The organism is Spirosoma endophyticum, from assembly GCF_900112365.1.
GTDB classification, from domain to species: Bacteria; Bacteroidota; Bacteroidia; order Cytophagales; family Spirosomataceae; genus Spirosoma; species Spirosoma endophyticum.
Window position 1 is genome coordinate 39132 of the sequence record NZ_FOLQ01000003.1, and the last position, 20474, is coordinate 59605.

The 20474-nt window shown below is 48.2% G+C and carries 14 protein-coding genes; 6 read left to right on the forward strand and 8 right to left on the reverse strand.

Going from position 1 to position 20474, the window contains the following annotated elements:
- Position 1: 1 nt before the first annotated feature.
- The 6 genes from BM202_RS09295 to BM202_RS09320 all read right to left on the reverse strand — a co-directional run bounded on the left by BM202_RS09295 (position 2) and on the right by BM202_RS09320 (position 5916).
- A complete protein-coding gene (locus BM202_RS09295) occupies positions 2-1285 on the reverse strand; it encodes an LVIVD repeat-containing protein (protein ID WP_093825291.1) in 1284 nt (427 codons plus the stop codon).
- A 154-nt stretch (positions 1286-1439) separates the two neighbouring features.
- The gene (locus BM202_RS09300; RefSeq protein WP_245776600.1) at positions 1440-1841 is read right to left on the reverse strand and encodes an META domain-containing protein; all 402 of its coding nucleotides are present in this window, start codon (positions 1839-1841) and stop codon (positions 1440-1442) included.
- Between the two features lie 60 nt (positions 1842-1901).
- Complete coding sequence (locus BM202_RS09305; protein WP_093825295.1) at positions 1902-2354, reverse strand: META domain-containing protein; 453 nt, start codon at positions 2352-2354, stop codon at positions 1902-1904.
- Entirely contained in the window at positions 2351-3595 is a 1245-nt protein-coding gene (locus BM202_RS09310; RefSeq protein WP_093825297.1) for a serpin family protein, read from the reverse strand. The genes BM202_RS09305 and BM202_RS09310 overlap by 4 nt, the downstream gene beginning before the upstream one ends.
- A gap of 78 nt (positions 3596-3673) precedes the next feature.
- Positions 3674-5353 (reverse strand): anti-sigma factor, encoded by a 1680-nt coding sequence (locus BM202_RS09315; protein ID WP_245776601.1) that lies wholly within the window; start codon positions 5351-5353, stop codon positions 3674-3676.
- Positions 5350-5916 (reverse strand): RNA polymerase sigma factor, encoded by a 567-nt coding sequence (locus BM202_RS09320; RefSeq protein WP_093825299.1) that lies wholly within the window; start codon positions 5914-5916, stop codon positions 5350-5352. Before BM202_RS09320 ends, BM202_RS09315 begins: the two co-directional genes overlap by 4 nt.
- Before the next feature lie 182 nt (positions 5917-6098).
- On the opposite strand from BM202_RS09320, the gene BM202_RS09325 reads away from it, so the two are divergent.
- The 5 genes from BM202_RS09325 to BM202_RS09345 all read left to right on the forward strand — a co-directional run bounded on the left by BM202_RS09325 (position 6099) and on the right by BM202_RS09345 (position 12688).
- Positions 6099-6494: a hypothetical protein gene (locus BM202_RS09325; RefSeq protein ID WP_093825301.1), complete on the forward strand. Its 396-nt coding sequence runs from the start codon at positions 6099-6101 to the stop codon at positions 6492-6494.
- 812 nt (positions 6495-7306) lie between these two features.
- Positions 7307-7903, forward strand: coding sequence for a hypothetical protein (locus BM202_RS09330; RefSeq protein ID WP_093825303.1), 597 nt, complete (start codon positions 7307-7309; stop codon positions 7901-7903).
- A 165-nt stretch (positions 7904-8068) separates the two neighbouring features.
- Positions 8069-8395, forward strand: coding sequence for an Imm32 family immunity protein (locus tag BM202_RS09335; RefSeq protein WP_093825305.1), 327 nt, complete (start codon positions 8069-8071; stop codon positions 8393-8395).
- 217 nt (positions 8396-8612) lie between these two features.
- Positions 8613-9470 (forward strand): sugar phosphate isomerase/epimerase family protein, encoded by an 858-nt coding sequence (locus tag BM202_RS09340; protein ID WP_093825307.1) that lies wholly within the window; start codon positions 8613-8615, stop codon positions 9468-9470.
- 14 nt (positions 9471-9484) lie between these two features.
- A complete protein-coding gene (locus BM202_RS09345) occupies positions 9485-12688 on the forward strand; it encodes a PVC-type heme-binding CxxCH protein (protein ID WP_093825309.1) in 3204 nt (1067 codons plus the stop codon).
- 27 nt (positions 12689-12715) lie between these two features.
- Here the strand turns inward: BM202_RS09345 and BM202_RS09350 are convergent, their stop codons facing one another.
- Positions 12716-13297, reverse strand: a complete 582-nt coding sequence (locus tag BM202_RS09350; protein WP_093825311.1) for a peptidylprolyl isomerase — start codon at positions 13295-13297, stop codon at positions 12716-12718.
- A gap of 265 nt (positions 13298-13562) precedes the next feature.
- Between BM202_RS09350 and BM202_RS09355 the strand changes: the two genes are divergently transcribed.
- On the forward strand, positions 13563-19988 hold the full coding sequence (locus tag BM202_RS09355) for an alpha-2-macroglobulin family protein (RefSeq protein WP_093825312.1): 6426 nt from the start codon (positions 13563-13565) through the stop codon (positions 19986-19988).
- Positions 19989-20051: 63 nt separating this feature from the next.
- Here the strand turns inward: BM202_RS09355 and BM202_RS09360 are convergent, their stop codons facing one another.
- Complete coding sequence (locus BM202_RS09360; RefSeq protein ID WP_093825314.1) at positions 20052-20429, reverse strand: RidA family protein; 378 nt, start codon at positions 20427-20429, stop codon at positions 20052-20054.
- Positions 20430-20474 lie beyond the last annotated feature (45 nt).

The following is a 20474-nucleotide window of genomic DNA, read 5'->3' on the forward strand; positions in this document are numbered from 1 at the left end:
TTTAGTAATACGTTGGTGGCGTAACCGGAATGCGGCTCAACTGACGGAGTTGACGCGGATTGCTCGTGTCAAACTGATAGAACCCGTCTTTGCCAATCATCAGCAACGATTTCTCCAACGGAATGACATCAAACGAATCCAGGCCCTCAATATGCTGCAATTGGTTGATATTCATTACGTCACGTATATCGAACGATTTAAGGCCATATGCACCTTCGCAGATGAACAGATTCGGATAAGCAACACCCAATCCATGCGGATTGCGCATTGGATAGCTTTTAAGTAGTTTAGGATTCGCCAGATTGGTAATATCCACTACGTCGAGTTGATTGGTGAATCCACCGCATTGATTCCCGGAACGTAGCGTTACATAGGCAATATTATCATTCACGACTACCGGATCGCACACGCGGGCGTGTTGAAAAACGGACAGTTGCACTGGCTTTTCTGGATTGACATTATCGTAAATGAACATTCCCGTAGTGGAACCAATAAATAACTTGTCTTTATAGGGGAAAATGGTTTCAATACCCCAGCCCATTTGTATTTTGTTGCCTATTTTCGGTTCTGACGGATTTTTAATGTCGAACAACTGCATTGTTGACTGATTGACCGTGTACAGATAGTTGTCATAGAGCGCAAACCGGGCCATTGAACCCGCAACGCCATTGGTTGTTGAACCGCCTGATTTATCGGAGGTGGCCGAATTCTGCGCCATACTCGTAAAAGCCCAGCCTATCCAGCCTCCGGTTGGGTTGACGCCTTCGTCGCAATTCGTATCAATCGTTTCTGATACGTAGCTAACTTTCTGATCATACACCATTTTGTTTGCTGCGTCGTAACTCCACCAGCCTCCTTCAAAGGAACCATTGGGGAATACGTCCTGCACGCGATTGATGGCCTGCACAGATGCCGGATTGCTGATGTCAAACGCAACCAGGTCCATATAGCTGTCTGCATACAAAATGTTGTCTCGGACGGCAATATCACCGTTGCCCGGAATGCGGAGAAATGCCACGGGTGTCGGTGCCGACGGGTTACGGTTGTCGATAATGTGAATGCCCTGTTTCAGTTCGTTGATGAACAGATACTGGTCTTTCGTGTAAATTTTTCCAGGGTTGACCAGCGGCTGCGCTGGTTCGATTTGAACGCCTTGCCGGAGTTGATTGGCGGTGAACGTAACGGGCGAATAGCGCCGATACTTGCGGGTTTCTTTACAGTTGTCGGTACAAGCCGTCAGGTAGAGAAACGGCAGCAAAAAAAAGAGTAAACGGTTCACTTTCATAAGGGTAGAGGGTTGAGTTATAGATGCATGACTCCAACCTGAATGAAAGCGTTGTAACCAATTAAAAAAATTACCCGGCTGTCCTGATTACGGCCGGGCAATACGAATCTTACACAAAAAGAGACCTTAGGTTATCACTCGTAAGGATTCATGATTAATTCTGTTTTTCGTATTCCATCACATGAGGTAGCTCTCCCCCATGATATATTCGAAGTCGGTTTGGCTTTGGCAATTCAAAGCGCGCCACGGCATTTAGGTTCTTGAAATAAGTTTGCTCAAATTTCATAGACTCCTGAGACCCCGCCATATCGGTGTAACCCAAGTGATCGGCCGACAGGGTGCCATCTAACGTAGCATATAACCGAAGCGTATAGGAATTGACCGACGCTTTTCCGCTTGCATTAAACGGGGTAATATCCAGTGGCGGATTGGCCGTATCCAGCGCGAACTTCAGGGTTGTTCCATAGGTCGAGTCCGGTCCAACAAGTCGCCACGTACCAATCAGGCTTTCTACATTGGGTGCCAAAACAGGCTCTTCATGACCGCATTGAGTCATTATGAATAAGGACACCAAGGAAATTACTATCAAGCCAATTGTCCGGGTTAACTTTATCATTTAATTTGTTTTTTCGTACACCAGCATTCCTGTCTGCGTACTGTCATAATACAGGCGCAGTTTGTTTTTACTGGTCAATTCATAGCGGTTAACCGCTTTCAGGTTGGCAAAATACGCTTGCTCAAACTGCATCGCATTAGATGAGCCTGCCATTTTGGTGGCTCCAATTGCGCTTATGGTAATCGCTGGTTTACTGCGGTCTGTATAGTTTAGCGACGAATTATAGGTATTTACCGCCGATTTTCCCGAAAGACTAAATAGCTGAACCGGCAGTTTCTCCCAGGTTTGCACAACGGGTTCAATCACCAACGTCACATCATAGGAACCTGGCTCAACAAGCTTCCAGCTGCCCAGTAGCTGATCTACATTGACTGGTTCGACTGCGGCTTCCCGATCGCAACCAGAAAACGACATCAGTAAAGTAGCTACGCTGATCAGAAGCCACGTTTTCATGAGTTGCCTGTTTTTGTTGGGTCCGCGATTTTACCGACAAACAGAACGGTTCCCGATGTTTTTTCGTGAATAACAAAAACAAATGGCCGATCGCAGAGGATTGGTACACGTGCAGACGTCGTTGAAACGCCACCTGTTGTAACAGCTGCGGCTTCTGTTCCCTTCTCATCAACCGCCACGAACGTATTTTGCTTCACAAAGCTAAGGGTTAAGCCGCCTTTTGCGTTTATTTTCGTGAAATCGGCCCGATCCGTAAAAGCCGTTGGCATTCCAAGTGCGCTTAGTGCATTGTTAAGCTTGATTTCGTAACTCAGCGTGAATTTTGGCAAACCGAAATCAATCTCACCCGGTGTCATATCTTTCTGTAATTGAGCCCAATCAGTGCTACCCAGGCTGTTAATTAGCGCGTCGATCGTTGTATTCTGGCTGGGTAATAGCACGGTCATCGCATATTTATCAGAGCCATAAGGGAGTTCTATCGCGGTATAGGTGGACCGGAATGCCTGACGAAATATATTTTCAAGCCGCATCATTTTCACGTTCGTTGTGCCACCCGATGCCAGATTAAAAGGCGAATCCATCGTTTTGCTGGGATCAAACTGCGTTTTCCAGTCTCCTTTGAAATAGAGCGCGTTCAGCAGAAACATAACGTCGTTTCCCTGTATCTGATCGATCACCTTTGGGATTTTGCCGTTGGTTTTCTGGCTGGCCCAGGCATTGATTTTCCCAACAGTCGCCGGATCGTCAAAATTTTCGGCCGATACGTCAGCTTTGAAAGTCTTCTTCAAAATATCCTGGAAGGAGGTTTCAATCGGGAATGTATTGCGATTCCAGACCGAATTAGCCAGCGTCACCGTTACCCCCGGATCGACCGTAGGCAGATTTTCCATCAGGTTCTGGTACGTAGTATTGGCTTCGGCAAGCGTTTGAGCATCCAGTTTGAGCGTTTTCTGAATCTCCTGCGCCGTTTGTCCATTGGCACCGTTCAGAATCATGCCCAATGCGATATGAAGACTCAATGGCGAAATGAATACATTTCTGGTCTGCCCTTCGGCGGTATTCACCTGTTTCGCCAGATCAAAGGCAAACTGGTTCGTCTGATCCGCAAAAGGAGTCGAAACGCGTAATTCACCAACGGGCACGTCGGGAGTTGGTGTTACCGTTGAGTTTTTACAGCTAACAGCCGTCAACAAAACGCCGACCGTCATGGCTGTTACCGTTGAAAAAAGGGTCGTTTTCATAACACAATACAGTTAAGTCATCAAATACACTAATGTGCGTGTATAGGTTTAGACCATAGTATTCTCCGCTCCCTATTATTAAAAATGGTAATCGACACCAAAACTCATGCCGGTGGAGGTTGGCCGGGTTTGCACCTGCGACTCAGTCTGCGTTCCAAATTCTAACGACGGCTGATAAAGTCCAGCCAACGATGCCGACCATTTTCCTGTTGAGCGATACCGGAAGCGAGCGCCCATGGTAGTCGCCAGTGATACCGGACGATATACGCCATCTTTGGCTGTAACCACTACGTCATTTCCAACCGTATTCTTAACGAAAATATTGGTCAAAATACCGCCTAACAAGGCCATACTCAGGCGTTTGCGCGGACGTAGCTGATAGCCAACCTGGACTGGAACCTGCATGTATTGATAATTATTCGTCAGGACTTCCTGCGTTTGGCTGCTATACCTGTATTGCGAGTAAAATGAGTTATTGGAGACTAAATCCAGGGCTGTTTGTGGCGCACTGCTCGCAGCAGCTTTATTCACCAGGCTGTGTTGTATGGCATCAACGTACAGATTGCTGGTCACTACGTTCTGGTTAGCAACCGCACCTATGTAGTTCGATGAGGCCACCTGAGCCGGCGTTTCAATGGTTGAATGACCGGCCAGATACCCAATCCCCGACTCTACCGACCAGTGTTCATTCAGTTGAACGCCTGCTCCTGCCTGATAAGCTACCGAAAAATTTGCCCGGCTGGTTACGGTTGATTGATTACCTGTGCTCGCGACTAACGTATTGGCATAAGCTGCCTGGGTCGACTTCACCGCGACCATTGGGTTGAAGGCCCCCGGCATTACACTCGCCGATGCCCACATTTCACGGGCTTTACGTTGTGATTTACTAACCTCAGGTTCCATTGGCAGTTCTGCCGGACGAAACCATACGATCCGCTGAATGGGCCCTACAGTACGTAAGCGAAGAGGACGACCCGTAAGTTGCTCAAAAATAGCCGCGTCGGTTGCTGTTGGCGCAGTAGATGAAGCGGCTTGATCGCGGAAAGCCGCTGAGGTTTGCACAGCCATGTGTGCCATTCGGTTCTCCAAAGCTGCACGTTCGTGGGTGGCTGACAGAATCGACGGAGGAAGCTGCGTTATTACAGATGAGGACGGAGAACGACGTAGGTTCCTTGATACCATCAGTTGCGTAGGTAGATCCCCAGCGTTATTTACCGGCTGAATCGTCTTATTAACGGTATCCTCATTACGTGCGATTGACTCATTTAGCGGCTTATTACTCAGTTTTTTCGCCGACGAAACAAGTGTCTGTGCTGGCGTTATCTGGGGCGCAGGCTTATCGACTGAGGCAACAGCTTCGGCCGGTTGATTAGAACGTACATTGCCAGCGCCTTCAGAGCCGGAAGCAGTAGCTGTTTTTTCGGGAGCTAACGGTCTTACGGCTACGTTCGCAGCCGGGCCGGGCTGATGTAATTGAGCCGTGGGCTGGTTAACAGACTCTGTATTGACTAACCACCAGCCAACAAGCAACAAAGCTACCGTAGCTGCTACGCCCATAGCCCAGCCGAGTGGACGGGACATAACTAGTCCTGAACCCCAGAGCGGCAGTATTTTAGTTCCTTCAGATTCGTCTAATCGACGTTCGATCGCGTCCCACACACGAGGTGGGGGCGTTTCAGCGGCTTCGTCGAAGGTCTTTCGCCAAAAATCGTCAGGTGTATTTTTCTCTAATTCATTCATTTCCGTACCAGTGTTCATAGATACCCTTCTGCTGGGCGTCCATCTGCAAATCGTTTATCCGACTGTAATTTTTGTTGCAATAGCATTCGGGCTCGGGAGTACTGTGATTTAGATGTTCCCTCGGCGATATCGAGCAACTCGCTAATCTCCGGGTGACTATAGCCTTCAATGGCATACAGGTTAAAGACCGTCCGGCAACCGGGCGGCAGTTCCTGAATCAGTTGTAATAGGTATTGATAGTTTAGGGCGGGCAAACTTTCGTCGGCCTGGGGAAGCACCGGAGCCATGTCCTGTACATCGACGGTTTGTTCCCAGGGTTTCTCTTTTCGTAACTGTTTAAGGGCTGTATTGATCACGATGCGCTTCAGCCAGGCTTCCAGCGGGCACTCAAATCTAAATGAGTCGATATGCCGATAAATCTTCACAAATGCATCCTGTAACACATCTTCAGCCTCGTCGGGATCTTTTATATACCGTTTGCAAAGGACAAAAAGTTTACCGGCAAACCGCTCATAAAGCTGTCGCTGCACAATTCGGTCTTGCCGTCGGCACCCTTCTACTAATACGTATTCATCCTGCATATCAACGCTGACAATCCAATGACCTCATTTGATTATGAACGGTTGGAAGCAACCTAAAATTTTTTTCGCTTTCGCAACCGGTAGGTCCTCATGCGTTAGTTTTGCTAAATAGTGCCGCTTTGGTAGCCCCGATAAATTCTCATACGGCACCCGCTAAACACCGAAAAGAAAAGTTTCGATACATGAAGAAAGTGATTCTGACACTAATCATGCTTTGGTTCTCGGCTTCAGTCTATGTAAAGGCACAAGTCGTTGTGAACGGAATCAATGTCAACAATCTGGATATCCAGTATATTAAATTAATAGGCTATGATAAATGGAGTGTCCACTCGAAAACCTCTTCAGAAGCTATGGTCTGGCTTGATTTTGGTCAGGGATTGGATCTGCGCAAGTCGAGCGAGTTTCTAAGACCAGCGAACGGTAATAGTCAGGAACCCATCCATTTTAAGTCGGTCATCGAGGCCTTAAATTATTTATACAGAAACGGATGGGAACTCATTCAGCAATATCAACCAGAGCCTAATTCGTACCAGCATTATGTTTTGCAAAGAAGCGCTGGAAGTAAGCAAGATCGTTAGGAAGCTGATTTTTAAGGATTTGCTTATACTGATCTTGATAAGTATTGTTTTGTATAGTCCTGGTGAAACGCACGTAGAAGGGTTTTAATGAGCACTCCTTTCACACTGCTCGCGTATAAATACGTCGTCTTTTGCTTCAGTTCAGTATCACTCATTGCACTTATTTTGCTCAGTAAATAGGTAGAAGAAATCCCGTCAACATTCACATCAAGAGGTTCACTGGCGATTGAGCTAAGTATTTTGTATTAGTCATGAACTAGTTGATAGAGTACCTCAATATCATCTTTAAGGTTAAAAAACGAGTCCTTGCGTTGACAATTCAGTAGTCCGGTACTGGTCGCCAGCATGAAAACTAAAGCCGCTTTCATAAGTGAGTATTTTATTTAATTGCAAGCCTCTGGTTAAGGCAAGGGATATTAAAAAAAGACTAGAGGGCACATTATGAATAACTTAGTTGCTTGGGTTACTGACAAGTGGGTTATGAATAGTCCCACAAAAGGTCAAGGATTCGTGGTTTGGTATTATGTGGTTAGGTACATCTATGTTGAGGAGTTACATTAGGCTACGCTTTTACGAGTCTCTTCCTCAACGCGAGCATACCCCTGCTATATCAAGGGCCGATATAGAATTTAGAATTAGAGCTGGTATATTAGGTGAGCAGAGTAGCTATCACTTATTTGAAAAAGAAGAAAATGGACTAAGACCTATTCGCTCCTTCGCAAGTGACATTGATCTACTTATTCATTTAGATACTGCTGAACGATGAATTAACCCAATTGATTGTCATAAAAGCACTTTTACCACTCAACGACATGAACAAATTTTGTTTAACAGCAGTCCTCTGCCTCCTATTTTGCTCCTTCGCGACAGCCCAAGCAATTGACTACAAAAACTCGATTCGGGTAGGTATTGATTACATGAGTCTGGATGCACCAGACGACTTAGGTATCAGGTATGTGGCTCGCTACGCCCGGCATTTAGCCAATGACCGTATTGTTCTAGAAGGGAGCTTTGGGTATCTCTGCATCGAGAACCGGCGATTAGTCTTTAATAATTTCTACTTCACAGGACGGCCCCGGCAGCGGGTCACGGCTGATTTAACAGTTTCATTTGATTTCCTTCGTGATGCTCGTCATGCATTACGTTTAGGTGGGGGGCCTTCTGTCTGGTATCGGAAAGACGATCGTTTGCGGGAAGCCAGATCGATTGTAGATCAGAATGGGCAAATAACAGGTGTAACAATTCTTAATGAAAAAGTAGATGAAGCCAACTTTGGGTATCATCTAGCCGCTGAATACGAGTATATAATTGGCGCTCGAACTACCTTAGCTGCCCAGGTAGGTATGGCCAATCTAGCCAGAGCAGGCATCAGTTCGATAGTCGGTATAAATGTCGGTTACCGATTTTAACTTTTATAAGAGTAAAGGCTTTTTTGCAATTTACTGCTCTGTTTAGCTCAGCCCCTTGTATAAACTTAGTGGCTGTTGCAAAAGTCGGTGGTAATTTAATTCCTCCTTATTAACTACTGAGTCGCCATTCGTTGCTGATCGCTATAAAGCTCATACTATATACACATGAAAAGACTAACCCCTAAGATCAAAAGTCACGTGGACATAATTACTATCGATAATGAAGACGATGATGAAGGAGAAATAACGAAATGGCAAGATATCTTAATTCATGGCAATCCGGAGGGATTAAAGTCTTTGGGAAGGTTTTTAATCCGAATTGCCGAATTGAATCAAGATGCCATACATGACCTCCCAATTGGAGCAAGAGAGCACTTCCATTTGAGTCCTAACCGGGATCTAAGTAAAACTTCATCGGAAGTGATTGTCGGAAGGCTAGATGCCAAGGGGACTGGTAGCTTCTATGATATGTACGTTTCAAAAGACGAATAAGCGCCCTCTAGACTTTTGCAGTAGCCACCTAATTCATATAATAAGGCCGGAATAAGTGCAGAATAAAGTTTTGATCTCAAAAATAGGGATTTGCACGTATTCCAGTCTAATGATACGTTCTGTCCAAACAATACAGGAAAAAGTAGAAATCGCTGCAATTAATGTTGGATTCTTTATATAACCTTACCTTTGTTACCTCTTTACTAAACGACTGGAAATGAATCGTCGTGATGCGCTACGTTACTCACTGGGCATTGGCCTAGGTGTCATAACGTATCCGGCTTTTAGCCACTCCACAAACGCCAGCGCTCGCTTCAAGATTGGTGCCTGCGACTGGTCCATTGGTCCGGCGGGTGATATAAACAGTTTCGCCGTAGCAAAAAAAATTGGTCTCGACGGTGTGCAACTGAGCCTAAATACAAAAGCTGATCATGAACACCTGCGTCGGCCAGACATACAGCGGGCTTTTAAAGAAGCTGCTCAGCGAGCGGGAGTTTCAATTGGTGGCCTGGCTATTGGCCTGCTGAATGAGATTCCGTACAAATCTGACCCACGTACTGACCAATGGGTACAGGACAGTGTAGAGGTTGCCAGTGCATTGGGTGTAAAAAATATCCTGCTGGCTTTTTTTAGCAATAATGATTTGCGCGGTGACCCCAAAGGGAGGCAGGTGGTCATAGATAAGTTGAAGGCCGTGGCGCCCAAGGCCCAGAAGGCGGGTGTCGTATTAGGCATTGAGTCGTGGCTATCGGCTCCCGAACATCTGTCTATCCTGGATGCGGTGGCTTCACCGGCGGTGCAGGTTTATTATGACGTTTGCAATTCGACGGTGGGTGGATACGATATTTTTAATGAAATTCGTGAACTTGGCAAAGACCGCATTTGCGAAGTCCATCTAAAAGAAAATGACTACCTGCTCGGGCATGGGAAGGTAGATTTAGTGAAAGTCCGGCAGGCGCTGGACGATATTGGCTATTCGGGTTGGTTACATATGGAAGGAGCTGTGCCCAAAGGCAAACCCATGCTCGACAGTTATATTGAAAACAACAAGACCGTGCGATCGCTTTTCGTGTGAAAGAATTACCTGTTATGAGAATACGTAGTTTTTCGTTTATCCCGCTTCCTTTCGTTTTAACGACAGTTGGCTTTTTATACTTGGCTGGACAGCCCGTTCACCCTGTTCATTCAACAGCTTCATCGTTATTGCTCCAACCATCCAGGATCAATCAGCAACGTAGCATCGTAGCCGGTGATTCGGGTAAACTTTACCTGCCCGACGACCTCGAAGCAACGCTCTGGGCCGAGTCGCCCATGTTCTTCAACCCGACCAACATGGATATCGACGCTAAAGGGCGGGTATGGGTTACAGAGGCTGTAAACTATCGCAAATTCAATAACAAAGCCGAAGATCGGCTGGATCATCCGGAAGGCGAACGGGTTATGATTCTCGAGGATACCGATGGTGACGGCAAAGCCGACAATAGTAAAGTATTCGTTACAGATCCAGACCTGGTTTCCCCCCTCGGTATTGCCGTTATTGGCAACAAGATAATTGTTTCGTGTGCCCCCAATCTGGTTGTCTATACCGACGAAAACGGCGATGATAAACCTGATAAAAAAGAAATCATGCTGTCGGGATTCGGTGGTTTAGATCACGATCACTCCCTGCATGCTTTAGTGGCCGGGCCAGATGGAAATTATTATTTCAACACCGGAAATGCCGGGCCGCACATTGTGAGCGACAAAGACGGCTGGACACTACGTTCGGGAAGCCTGTACGTTGGTGGAACACCCTATAACAAAATTAATCACGGCAATCAGGTGAGTGATGATGGCCGTATCTGGACAGGTGGGCTGGCACTACGTATCCGACCGGATGGCTCATTTCTAAAGGTAATGGCACATAATTTCCGTAATAACTACGAAACCGCGCTGGATTCCTATGGCAACATGTGGCAGAACGATAACGACGATGAGGTGATGGCTTGCCGAACAAGCTGGGTAATGGAGGGATCAAACGCGGGGTATTTTAGCGCCGATGGTACCCGAAACTGGAAAGCCGACCAACGTCCCGGTCAATCTATCCCGACAGCTCACTGGCATCAGGAAGATCCGAACGTAATTCCCGTTGGCGATATTACCGGCGCTGGCTCGCCTACGGGCATGGTTGTGTACGAAGGTGACGAACTGGGTCTTCAATACCGGGGCATGTTGCTGAGTGCCGATGCGGGACGGAACGTAATTTTTGGCTACAAACCCGAAGTGTCTGGAGCAGGCTATAAAATGCCCCGCACCGATTTCATCAGTACGTTCCCCAAAGTAGACGAAAATTATAAGTGGAACGATGTTGACAATGACTCGCGTAAGTGGTTCCGTCCGAGCGATGTAGCGGTTGGAACAGATGGCGCTATCTATATTGCCGACTGGTATGATCCCATCGTGGGCGGTCACCAGATGAAGGATAGCAAAGGCTACGGACGAATTTACCGCATCACACCTAAAGGCAAAAAGCTCAAAGCCCCTAAAATTGACTTAAGTTCGACGCAAGGCCAGATTGCCGCACTACTAAGCCCTGCCGTGAACGTAAGAATGGCAGGATTTGAAGCCTTGAGTGAACAGGGCGAAAAAGTGGTTGAGCCTGTTTTATCACTCGTATCGTCGTCTCCGAACCCATACCACCGGGCGCGGGCTATTTTTCTACTGGCGAATCTGGATGCCGAAGGGCAGTTTGAGGTTGAGCGATTATTAAAAGCGCCGGATGCCAATACTCGGGTTATAGCGCTACGTGCTTTGCGAAGTATTACACCCGAAAATTACAAATCGAATCCGGGCTTAACGGCCTCGCAACGGGCATTACTACCCTTAGTAGGAAATCTATCGACTGATAAAAGCCCGGCTGTTCGGCGGGAAGTTGCCATTGTACTACGTGATATTCCGTACGATGAATGCCGGTTTATGCTCCTGAATCTGGTAAAAGGCTATGACGGGAAAGACCGTTGGTATTTAAATGCGCTTGGTGAAGCTGCCGATGGGAAGGAGGACGCCTTATTTGCCGATCTGGCACCAACTCTCCCGGCCAGTTCGACAGAATGGGATCAAAAGACGGCTAACCTTATTTGGGAACTGCATCCTTCCGGTGCCGTTTCTATGTTAAAAAAACGAGCCGAAGCTGAATCCCTTTCCGCCGATGCCCGTCGACAGGCAATTGTGACGCTGGGTTTCATTAATAGCCAGCAAGCAGCTAAGGCTATGTTTGACCTGACGAAATCGCCGGATAAAGAAATCGCCGATCAGGCGACCTATTGGACCGATTTCCGACGGGGGAATGACTGGGCCAAACTGATGAACTGGCAAGAGGTTATGCCGATGAAAGTTTCGGCCGATGAACAGAAAATGCTGACTAAGCGGGAAATGCTGCTGGACGTCAGTAAAACAGACGCTGAAAAGCGAAAAATGGCGGTGGAGATGTCGCGTGATACCGAAGGGGCTAAAATTTTGATTGGGTTAGCCGCTGAACAAAAACTGTCTGAAGACTTAATCAAGGCCGCCGGGCCGGGAATACGTACCAATAAAGACCAGACCATTCGGACGATGGGCAAGGAGTATTTCCCCTGGAAACGCCCAACGGAAACCGCAACTGTTACTACGTCGTCAACCAAACCCGCCCCAGAATCTGTACAAGCGTCTGCTACTGAAAAAGAACCGGTAAAAACGACGCCTGTGTCTACCGTTCCTGTACAGGCTACGAATGTGGACGCTACTCCGCAAACAGAAAATAAGAGCAATCCGGCACCGGCTACACCTGTGGAAGCGCCTTCCATAAAAACTGCCGGTACGTCAGCTCCGGTTGACGCCAACTCGCCGATTGCACAAATTGCCATGCTTATCGGCGATGAGAAAAATGGCCGCACGATTTTCAAAACGAACTGCGCTACCTGTCACCGTCATGGTCAGGTGGGGGAGGATATTGGTCCGGAACTAACCAAAATTCACCAGAAATTCGATAAGAATGGCCTCCTGGAAGCAATCGTCTATCCGAACGCTGGTATCGCCTTCGGCTATGAACCGTATATGGTTACCACCAAAAAAGGGCAAATGTATTATGGCTTTTTGGTGAGTGACAGTGAACAGTCTGTTACGTTAAAAGGCATCAAAGGCATCCGACATACAATCCCTGCCGACCAGGTTTCGTCCCGTCGGCAGTACAAAAACAGCCTCATGCCCGATCCTGCTCAAATGGGACTAAATCAGCAGCAATTGGCTGACCTGGCGGCTTTCTTGCTGAAGCAGTAGGGTTATCGTTTTGCTACGTATTCAGGGCTACTTAACCAGGTAGCCCTGTTTTTTTAACTCTGCGGCCGTCAGATTCAGTACGTTTACATCCAGTTTGATTGGGTCGAAAGGCTTGTTTGTCGAGTCCGTTTTAACGGCAACGATGGCATCCACTACGTCCATTCCCTTAAAAACCTGACCAAATACCGTGAATTTGTCGTCGAGCCGATGCTCGCCTTTCTTATTCTGCACGATATAAAACTGGCATCCTGCGGACAGCATCTTGGGGTTATTGTCGCGCCCGGCTCCGACGGCTCCGTATACGTGACGAATGGCTGGCCTGAACTCCGGGTCCAGTAAATAAGGTGAGCCGGAAAAACCGGCGGGTGTATCGGGGCAACCTCCCTGCGCGACGAAGTTGTTAATGACCCGATTGAAGGTGAGCGTATCCCAATAGTTTTCGTTCGCAAGTTTAATGAAGCTGGCTTTGTGGTTGGGCGTTTCGTCATATAACCAGAAAAGTATCTCCCCTTTATTCGTCTTAATTTGCCCTATCTGATAGGTCTTCTCTACTTTCGGCGGTGTCGAGTATGAAAGGAGGTATACGAACAAGAGTAGGATGTTTGGCATAGTGTTGATGAGTGAATACGTAGTAAGGGTTCAATATAAGCAGGTAAATGTAGATTTGAGTGTGTAGAGCGTTGATTTCCACTATGAAAATTATATCCATGCATGTACTTCGGGCTCAATCAGTTGATTGACCCTCGCCCACCTTTCTATGAGGTGCGCTTCGCAGCATTAAACCCTTGTGCCTAAATCTGAGTCATAGTCGCGAACGTTGTGGAAAAACAACTGTACTTTCATCTATCCCAACGACCTACCTGTGTTACGACTTATGTATCCCTATCTGTCAGTTATTCTTTTCTTTTTCGCGCTAGCCGCGTCGGCGCAAAATAAGCCACAACCCGATTACGCCCGCGATTGGCGACGAGCTGATTCATTGGCAGGCAAGGGTTTACCAAAATCAGCGCTGGAAATTGCTAACCGGATTTATAAAGAGGCCAAGTCCACCCAAAACTATCCACAGGTGGCTAAGGCGGCCATGCACCGGATGATTTTTCGTAGTTACTCGGATGAGAATGCGTATGTAGAGCTGGTTAAAGCGCTCAAAACTGACATTGTCGAAACGCCAGAACCGGCGCGGTCGGTTTTACAATCGGTTTTGGCGGATTGTTACTGGCAGTATTTCCAGCAGAACCGGTACAAGTTTTATGATCGGGCCACAATAGGCCGGGCAACCAAAGGCCGATCAGCTGTAAACAACGTAACGGATAAGCCCGGAAAGGCCGCTGATTCGACAGCGGATTTCACAAGTTGGGATGCCCATCAACTGATTGACGCCATAACATCGGCGTATCTAGCTTCGGTTCAGGAGAAAGCCCTCTTACAAAAAACGCCTATTTCGGCATATGATGCGTTGCTGGACAAAGGGGATGCAGATGCACGTCCACTACGTCCGACGCTCTATGATTTGTTGGGACACCGGGCCATCGGATTCTTCCAAAACACCGAACCGGACCTATTGAAGCCAGTTTTCAAATTTGAACTTGATAAAGCTGACTACCTCGCCGGACCAGATGTATTCGCGAAACTAACCATCCAAAGTCAGGATTCACTGTCGGGTCGTTATCAGGCGCTGCTTTTGTATCAGCAATTATTGGCATTTCATCTGTCGGATAATCAGCCTGATGCATTGGCCGATGCTGATGTACTGCGGCTAGCGTTTGTCCATCAGCATAGCGTTGCGCCAGAGCGGGACACTCTTTATAAACAGACGCTCGAAAAGCAGATGGCCCGCTTCAAAAATGCGCCTGCCGAAGCTGCGTACGCCTATCAGCTAGCCGAGTTTTTAGCTAACCATGGTCAACCGGTTCGTCCGTTAGATGACGGCGATGAACCATCGTCTGACCCGGTCTCAACCAATCCATCGCGATGGAACAATAAGCGAGCCGCCGATATCTGCCGGGATTTAACCAAGCGATTCCCGAAAACGCTGAACGGCAAAAAGGCCGATCAGTTGTTGAGCAGGCTGTTGTTGCCAACCTATTCACTTCAGGTGGAACAGGTGAATGTACCACAACAACCATTTCGGGCCTTGGTGAGCTACCAGAATGTAAGCAAGGTTTTATACCGAGTTGTGAAGATAAACGTATCGGAGATGCAAACGTATCACGATAACATGGATAAAGACGAACAGCGGAAAACGCTATTCATCAAGTTGTTAAAACGAGCTGGCGTATTTGAAAAAACTGTTACGTTGCCTGATGACGGCGACCTTAATCGACACTCGGTCGAGATACCACTGACTGGCCTGCCACTTGGACATTATATGCTTTTGGCTACGACCGACGATAAATTTCAGGATAAAACCGAAGCCGTTCAGTTCGCTGATTTTGTCGTATCATCCCTGGGTTATTTGATATTACCGGCCGACATAGCTCAAACAAATCAAGCCGTCGTTGTGACAAACCGCTTAACCGGCGAACCGATGAAAAATGTGTTGGTTTCGCTGGTTAGCTCAACAAAATTGTCGTGGCTTGCCAGCCTTAAGCCATTAAAAACGGATGTGAAAGGCTGGATCAGGATGCCAACGAGCGATATGCCCAAACAGACCAGTTTTCAATACCTGCTTGTCGATGGCGCTGATACGTTACTTTCCAATAAACAATATCACTACAATTATTTCGGTAATCCAACTACTAATCCTATTCAAACATATGCCAAGCTCTTTACTGATCGGGCCATTTACCACCCGGGTCAGTTGATTTACGTTAAGGGACTTATCTATGAAGGAAAAGAAAACCAATTGGATGTCGTTACCAACCGGGCTGTCGCCGTTGAATTTCTTGATCAGAATGGCGAGCGAATAGCCAGTCAAACGCTAAGAACGAACGAATTCGGTACGTTCACGGCCAGCTTTACGGCTCCCGTCGGGCGCTTGACCGGAGCAATGAGTTTGCAAACAGAATATGGTGGCACGAGTGTTCAGGTGGAAGAATACAAACGGCCGACATTTGAGGTGAAGACCAAGCCAATAAAGCAATCTTTTAAACTGGGTCAGACGGTTGCGCTAACGGCAGAAGCAAAAACTTTTTCGGGGGCGGTTGTCGATGGAGCAGCAGTGCGTTATCGGGTCGTGCGCAAGCTCCGGCAGCGCTGGGATTGGTGGTACGTTCCCAGGAACACGAACCAAACTGAAATTGCTAACGGAACAACCCAAACGGATATAAAAGGCAACATCAGCATTTCGTTTACAGCGACGCCTGACCTTGAAAAATCCCGCGAGGACAACCCGATCTTTGATTTTGAGGTGACGATTGACGTAACCGACCGGGCGGGCGAAACACGTAGTGCCACCCAAACGCTACGTATCGGCTACTCGGCGTTGCAGGCCAGCTTATCCATTCCGGCGCAGGTTGAGGTCGATAAGCCAACGACTTTTCCGGTAAAAATCACGAATCAGTCGGGTGAGAATGTATCAGCAAAAGGGCAGTTGACCATTTATCGGCTGCAACCGCCAACTCGACCACTACGTAATCGCTTGTGGAGTCGGCCCGACCGCCAGTTTTTAAGCAAAGCCGAGTTTGAGCAATTGTTTCCGAACGATTTGTATGCGAATGAAAATGATCCTCGGTCGTGGTCCAAAGGTGAAGTAGTGCAGCAGCAAACGATTACAACGCCTGCGGATTCGCTGGTCAAGCCAGACCTGAGTCGCTACGTTCCCGGTGAATACGTAGCGGAGTTAACCGTAACTGACTCGGCTGGCGAAACAACCCGCGACAAGGCCTATTTCGCCGTTGTGAACGACAAGCAGCCCATTGCCTCGGCCCGAATTGACAGTTGGGTACAGGTCCGTAAAGCCACGGCTGAACCCGGCGAAGAAGCCATCTTCTGGGTTGGAAATAGCCAGCCGGGCTGGCTATTGATGACGGTAGAAGAAAATCGCAAAGTTGTCCGGCAGGAATGGATTAAGACCGATGGGAAACCTCGGCGCGTTACGTTGCCCGTCACCGAAAAGTTGCGGGGTGGTTTTGCTATACATTTTGCCATGATACAGAACGGACGGCTTTACCAGAAATCGCAGCTTATTACGGTACCGTTTACCAATAAGAAACTTCAGATTGAAACGCAGACATTCCGCGATAAACTCAAGCCCGGCGAGCGCGAAAAATGGACGCTAACTATCAGTGGACTAGACAATCAGCCCGCTGAGATGATGGCAACGCTCTATGATGCCTCGCTGGATGCGTTCGATCGACTTGACTGGCCAACGGAGTTTTATCAAACGTATTCGCCGATTTTTTATGGTTGGCAGTCGGCTGGTTTCAATGCGAAATCGAGTGTTGCGGTCTCTTATCGGTACAGAACAGAACCTCCCGCACCGGCTCGCCAATATGATCAGTTAGGCTGGATGGGCTACCAGTTTCTTCCTTACGGAAAACGGCCATTCCTACATAATCGGACATTAGAAGAGTCGGATCAGGCTGTTCGCATACTGATTCGGCGAACGGGTAAAGTGATTAGTGGGACAGCGAAGCTTAAAAATGGTTCGGCCGTGCCAGGCATTAATATTTTGATGCAGGGCACCGTTATTGGGGCTGTGTCTGACGCCAAAGGTCAATTTTCACTTGTAGCGGATTCGGTAAATCAAGCAGTCACACTGGTTTTTTCGGCAATTGGATACGTAACAAATGAGGTAACTATCAAAAAAGCAACAGCATTCCAATTGATGCCAGATGCACGTGCATTGAGTGAAGTCGTTGTGACAGGATATGGCACTGCTCAAAAGCGAGAACTAACCGGGGCCGTAGCAAAAATAAGCCTACGGGGGGGCGCTGCGCCAATGGCCGCCAGGATGGCTTCTGCTGATGCCGTGGCGCCTGGTCAGACCCAATCAGCCGCTAACGATGGGCCTCCCAAACAGCCTGAATTAATAAATCCCCGCAAAAACTTCAACGAAACGGCGTTTTTTCTGCCGCAACTAAGAGCCGATGAACGGGGCAGGGTTGTCCTGACGTTTACGATGCCCGAAGCGCTCACACGCTGGCGGTTGCTGACGTTCGCGCATACAAAAGACCTGAAAACCGGTACGTTGGAACGAGAGATCATTACTCAGAAAGAGTTGATGATCACGGCGAATACACCACGTTTCCTGCGCGAAGGGGATTCCATTCGGGTAACAGCCCGTGTGAATAACTTAAGCGGAAAAACACTGTCAGCGACGGCGATCCTTAGTTTAACGGATGCGATTACTGGTGAGCCCCTTAACCAGAAACTAATACGTAGTAGTCTGCAAACATCGGCGACCATTGCCGCTGGTCAGGGGCAAGTGGTTGGCTGGACGCTGGTTGTTCCGGCGGGTCTCGAAACTGTTACGTGTCGCTTAACAGCACAGGCTGGCAGTTTTACCGATGGTGAAGAGTTTACGGTGCCCGTACTACCCAACCGGATGCTGGTGACCGATAGCCAGCCGTTTTGGGTGAATGGCCGGGAAACGAAAGAATTTAAACTGAAACCACTCACAAATCTGAATCCCGAACTGCCCGTTCAACATGAGCGACTAACGGTGGAGGTGACGAGTAACCCGAGTTGGTATGCGCTGCAATCGCTGCCATACCTAATGGAGTATCGCTATGAATGCGCCGAGCAGTTGTTTAGCCGCTTGTACGCCAATAGCCTGGCGGCACATATTGTCGGTAGCAAACCGGCTTTTAAACAGGTGATTGCAGAGTGGCAGAAAAATCCGCCGAAAGGTCCGCTTCAGTCGAATGAAGAGCTGAAAGCGGTTACGTTGGAAAACTCGCCCTGGTTAGCAGACGCCCGATCTGAAGCCGATCGTCAGGCAAAATTAGGACAGCTTCTGGACCAGAATCGAATGGAGAGTGAGCAGGTTCGCGCCTTCGAGAAGCTTCAGCAACTTCAGACGGGTGGGGGAGGATTCATTTGGTTTGGTGGCATGCAGCCGAACTTGTCAATGACCTTGCACATTCTGAGCGGATTTGGCCATTTACAAAAATTAGGCGTCAAATTTCCTGATGAGTTAGAGCCGAAATTAAGTGAAATGCAAGCCAATGCGATCCGATATGCCGATGCCGAAATGAAGCTTTGGGTTGATGAGCAGAAAAAGAATGATGAACAAAAGAAAAAAGTAGTTGGCCCGTGGTATTTTTCGGCGACACAGTATCTCTACGCGCGCAGTTTCTACCTGGACAAACCCGTCGACAAAACTGTACTTGCCTACTTAAAGCAGCGGGTGGCCGATGAGTGGATCAAGCAAAGTTTACAGGGGCAGGCTCTCTCTGCGTTGGCTTTACATCGGCTAGGAGATTCAAAGACGGCCGGGGACATTGTTCGCTCATTAGGGGAGCGGACGCGTGAGTCGGAGGAGTTGGGAACGTACTGGCCCGATAACACGAGCGGCCTATATTGGTATCAAACACCCATCGAAACGCAGGCGTATCTGATCGAAGCGTTTGATGAAATAAAGCAGGATCGGGTTGCGGTCGATAATATGAAACGCTGGCTCCTGCGGCAGAAACAAACGCAGTCGTGGTCATCGACTAAGGCCACAACCGAAGCCATTTATGCCTTGTTGCTACGTGGTAGCGACTGGCTCGGAACGGGCGTCAGCACACAGGTGAGTCTGGGTGGTCAGCCCATCGAAAGTCGCGTTACGAAGTCGGACGCCATCACCGGCTATGAAAAAGTGACGTACGCAGCTTCCGAAATCAAGCCGGAAATGGGTGTGATTCAGATCACGAAAAAAGCTGACGGCCCGGCCTGGGGCGCTCTATACTGGCAACATTTCGAACCACTGGATCGGGTGATGCCGGGAAGTGCGGGTCTGTCGGTTCAAAAAACGCTGTACGTGCAGCACGATTCGCCAAGCGGGCCGATCATCTCGCCCGTAGCGTCACAAACGGCCATCAAGCCCGGCGATTTGATCAAAGTTCGGCTGGTACTGAAAACGGATCGGGTAATGGAGTACGTTCACCTGAAAGATGGTCGAGCGTCTGGCTTTGAACCCGTGGTAGCCTTGTCAGGCTATAAATACCAAAATGGCCTTGGTTATTACGAATCGCCCCGCGACGCCAGCACTGATTTCTTCATGAGCTACCTACCCGTGGGTACACATGTGTTTGAGTATGACCTGCGCGTTGCGCAAACCGGTGATTTTTCGGCGGGTGTGGCGACAGTGCAATGTTTTTATGCCCCCGAATTTTCGGCTCACTCCGCCGGAGAACGGGTGAAAGTGAAGTAAGCTAAGAGTAACGCGGGTGGAAATCAGCGATCTCCAGTTTGGTTCGACAGGTTTCCACTCGCCTTACGTCGTTGTTGCAATCGCTTCTAATTCAATGCCAAACCCATAATGCAGAGGGGAGCAAGGAACAACCGAACGGGCCGGACGATGGTCGCCGAAGAACTCCGCGTATAGTTGATTGACCGTGCCCCAGGCGCTGATGTCTGAGATAAAAACACTGACTTTTAATACACTCGCTCGCTTGCTGCCAGCCGCTTTTAGAATAGCATCAAGATTTAGTAAGATTTGCTGCGTTTGCTCCGCAACGGTAGCATCGGTTAATTTTTCGCCAGTGGGTGTAATGGGCAGAATCCCGGACACAAAAACCATATCACCGTGGACCACGGCCTGTGAATAATGTCCACCCGGAACAGGCGCATCGGGAGTTTGAATAAACGTCATGTTAGTTTCGGAATAAGATTGAGCAGGAAATTCATCATTCACTGC

Coding starts and splice junctions, on each gene's coding strand:
- BM202_RS09325 (WP_093825301.1), top strand. CDS start 6,099: ATGAAGAAAGTGATTCTGACACTAATCATGCTTTGGTTCTCGGCTTCA.
- BM202_RS09360 (WP_093825314.1), bottom strand. CDS start 20,429: ATGACGTTTATTCAAACTCCCGATGCGCCTGTTCCGGGTGGACATTAT.
- BM202_RS09310 (WP_093825297.1), bottom strand. CDS start 3,595: ATGAAAACGACCCTTTTTTCAACGGTAACAGCCATGACGGTCGGCGTT.
- BM202_RS09300 (WP_245776600.1), bottom strand. CDS start 1,841: ATGACTCAATGCGGTCATGAAGAGCCTGTTTTGGCACCCAATGTAGAA.
- BM202_RS09295 (WP_093825291.1), bottom strand. CDS start 1,285: ATGAAAGTGAACCGTTTACTCTTTTTTTTGCTGCCGTTTCTCTACCTG.
- BM202_RS09330 (WP_093825303.1), top strand. CDS start 7,307: ATGAACAAATTTTGTTTAACAGCAGTCCTCTGCCTCCTATTTTGCTCC.
- BM202_RS09350 (WP_093825311.1), bottom strand. CDS start 13,297: ATGCCAAACATCCTACTCTTGTTCGTATACCTCCTTTCATACTCGACA.
- BM202_RS09345 (WP_093825309.1), top strand. CDS start 9,485: ATGAGAATACGTAGTTTTTCGTTTATCCCGCTTCCTTTCGTTTTAACG.
- BM202_RS09320 (WP_093825299.1), bottom strand. CDS start 5,916: ATGCAGGATGAATACGTATTAGTAGAAGGGTGCCGACGGCAAGACCGA.
- BM202_RS09340 (WP_093825307.1), top strand. CDS start 8,613: ATGAATCGTCGTGATGCGCTACGTTACTCACTGGGCATTGGCCTAGGT.
- BM202_RS09355 (WP_093825312.1), top strand. CDS start 13,563: ATGTATCCCTATCTGTCAGTTATTCTTTTCTTTTTCGCGCTAGCCGCG.
- BM202_RS09315 (WP_245776601.1), bottom strand. CDS start 5,353: ATGAACACTGGTACGGAAATGAATGAATTAGAGAAAAATACACCTGAC.
- BM202_RS09335 (WP_093825305.1), top strand. CDS start 8,069: ATGAAAAGACTAACCCCTAAGATCAAAAGTCACGTGGACATAATTACT.
- BM202_RS09305 (WP_093825295.1), bottom strand. CDS start 2,354: ATGAAAACGTGGCTTCTGATCAGCGTAGCTACTTTACTGATGTCGTTT.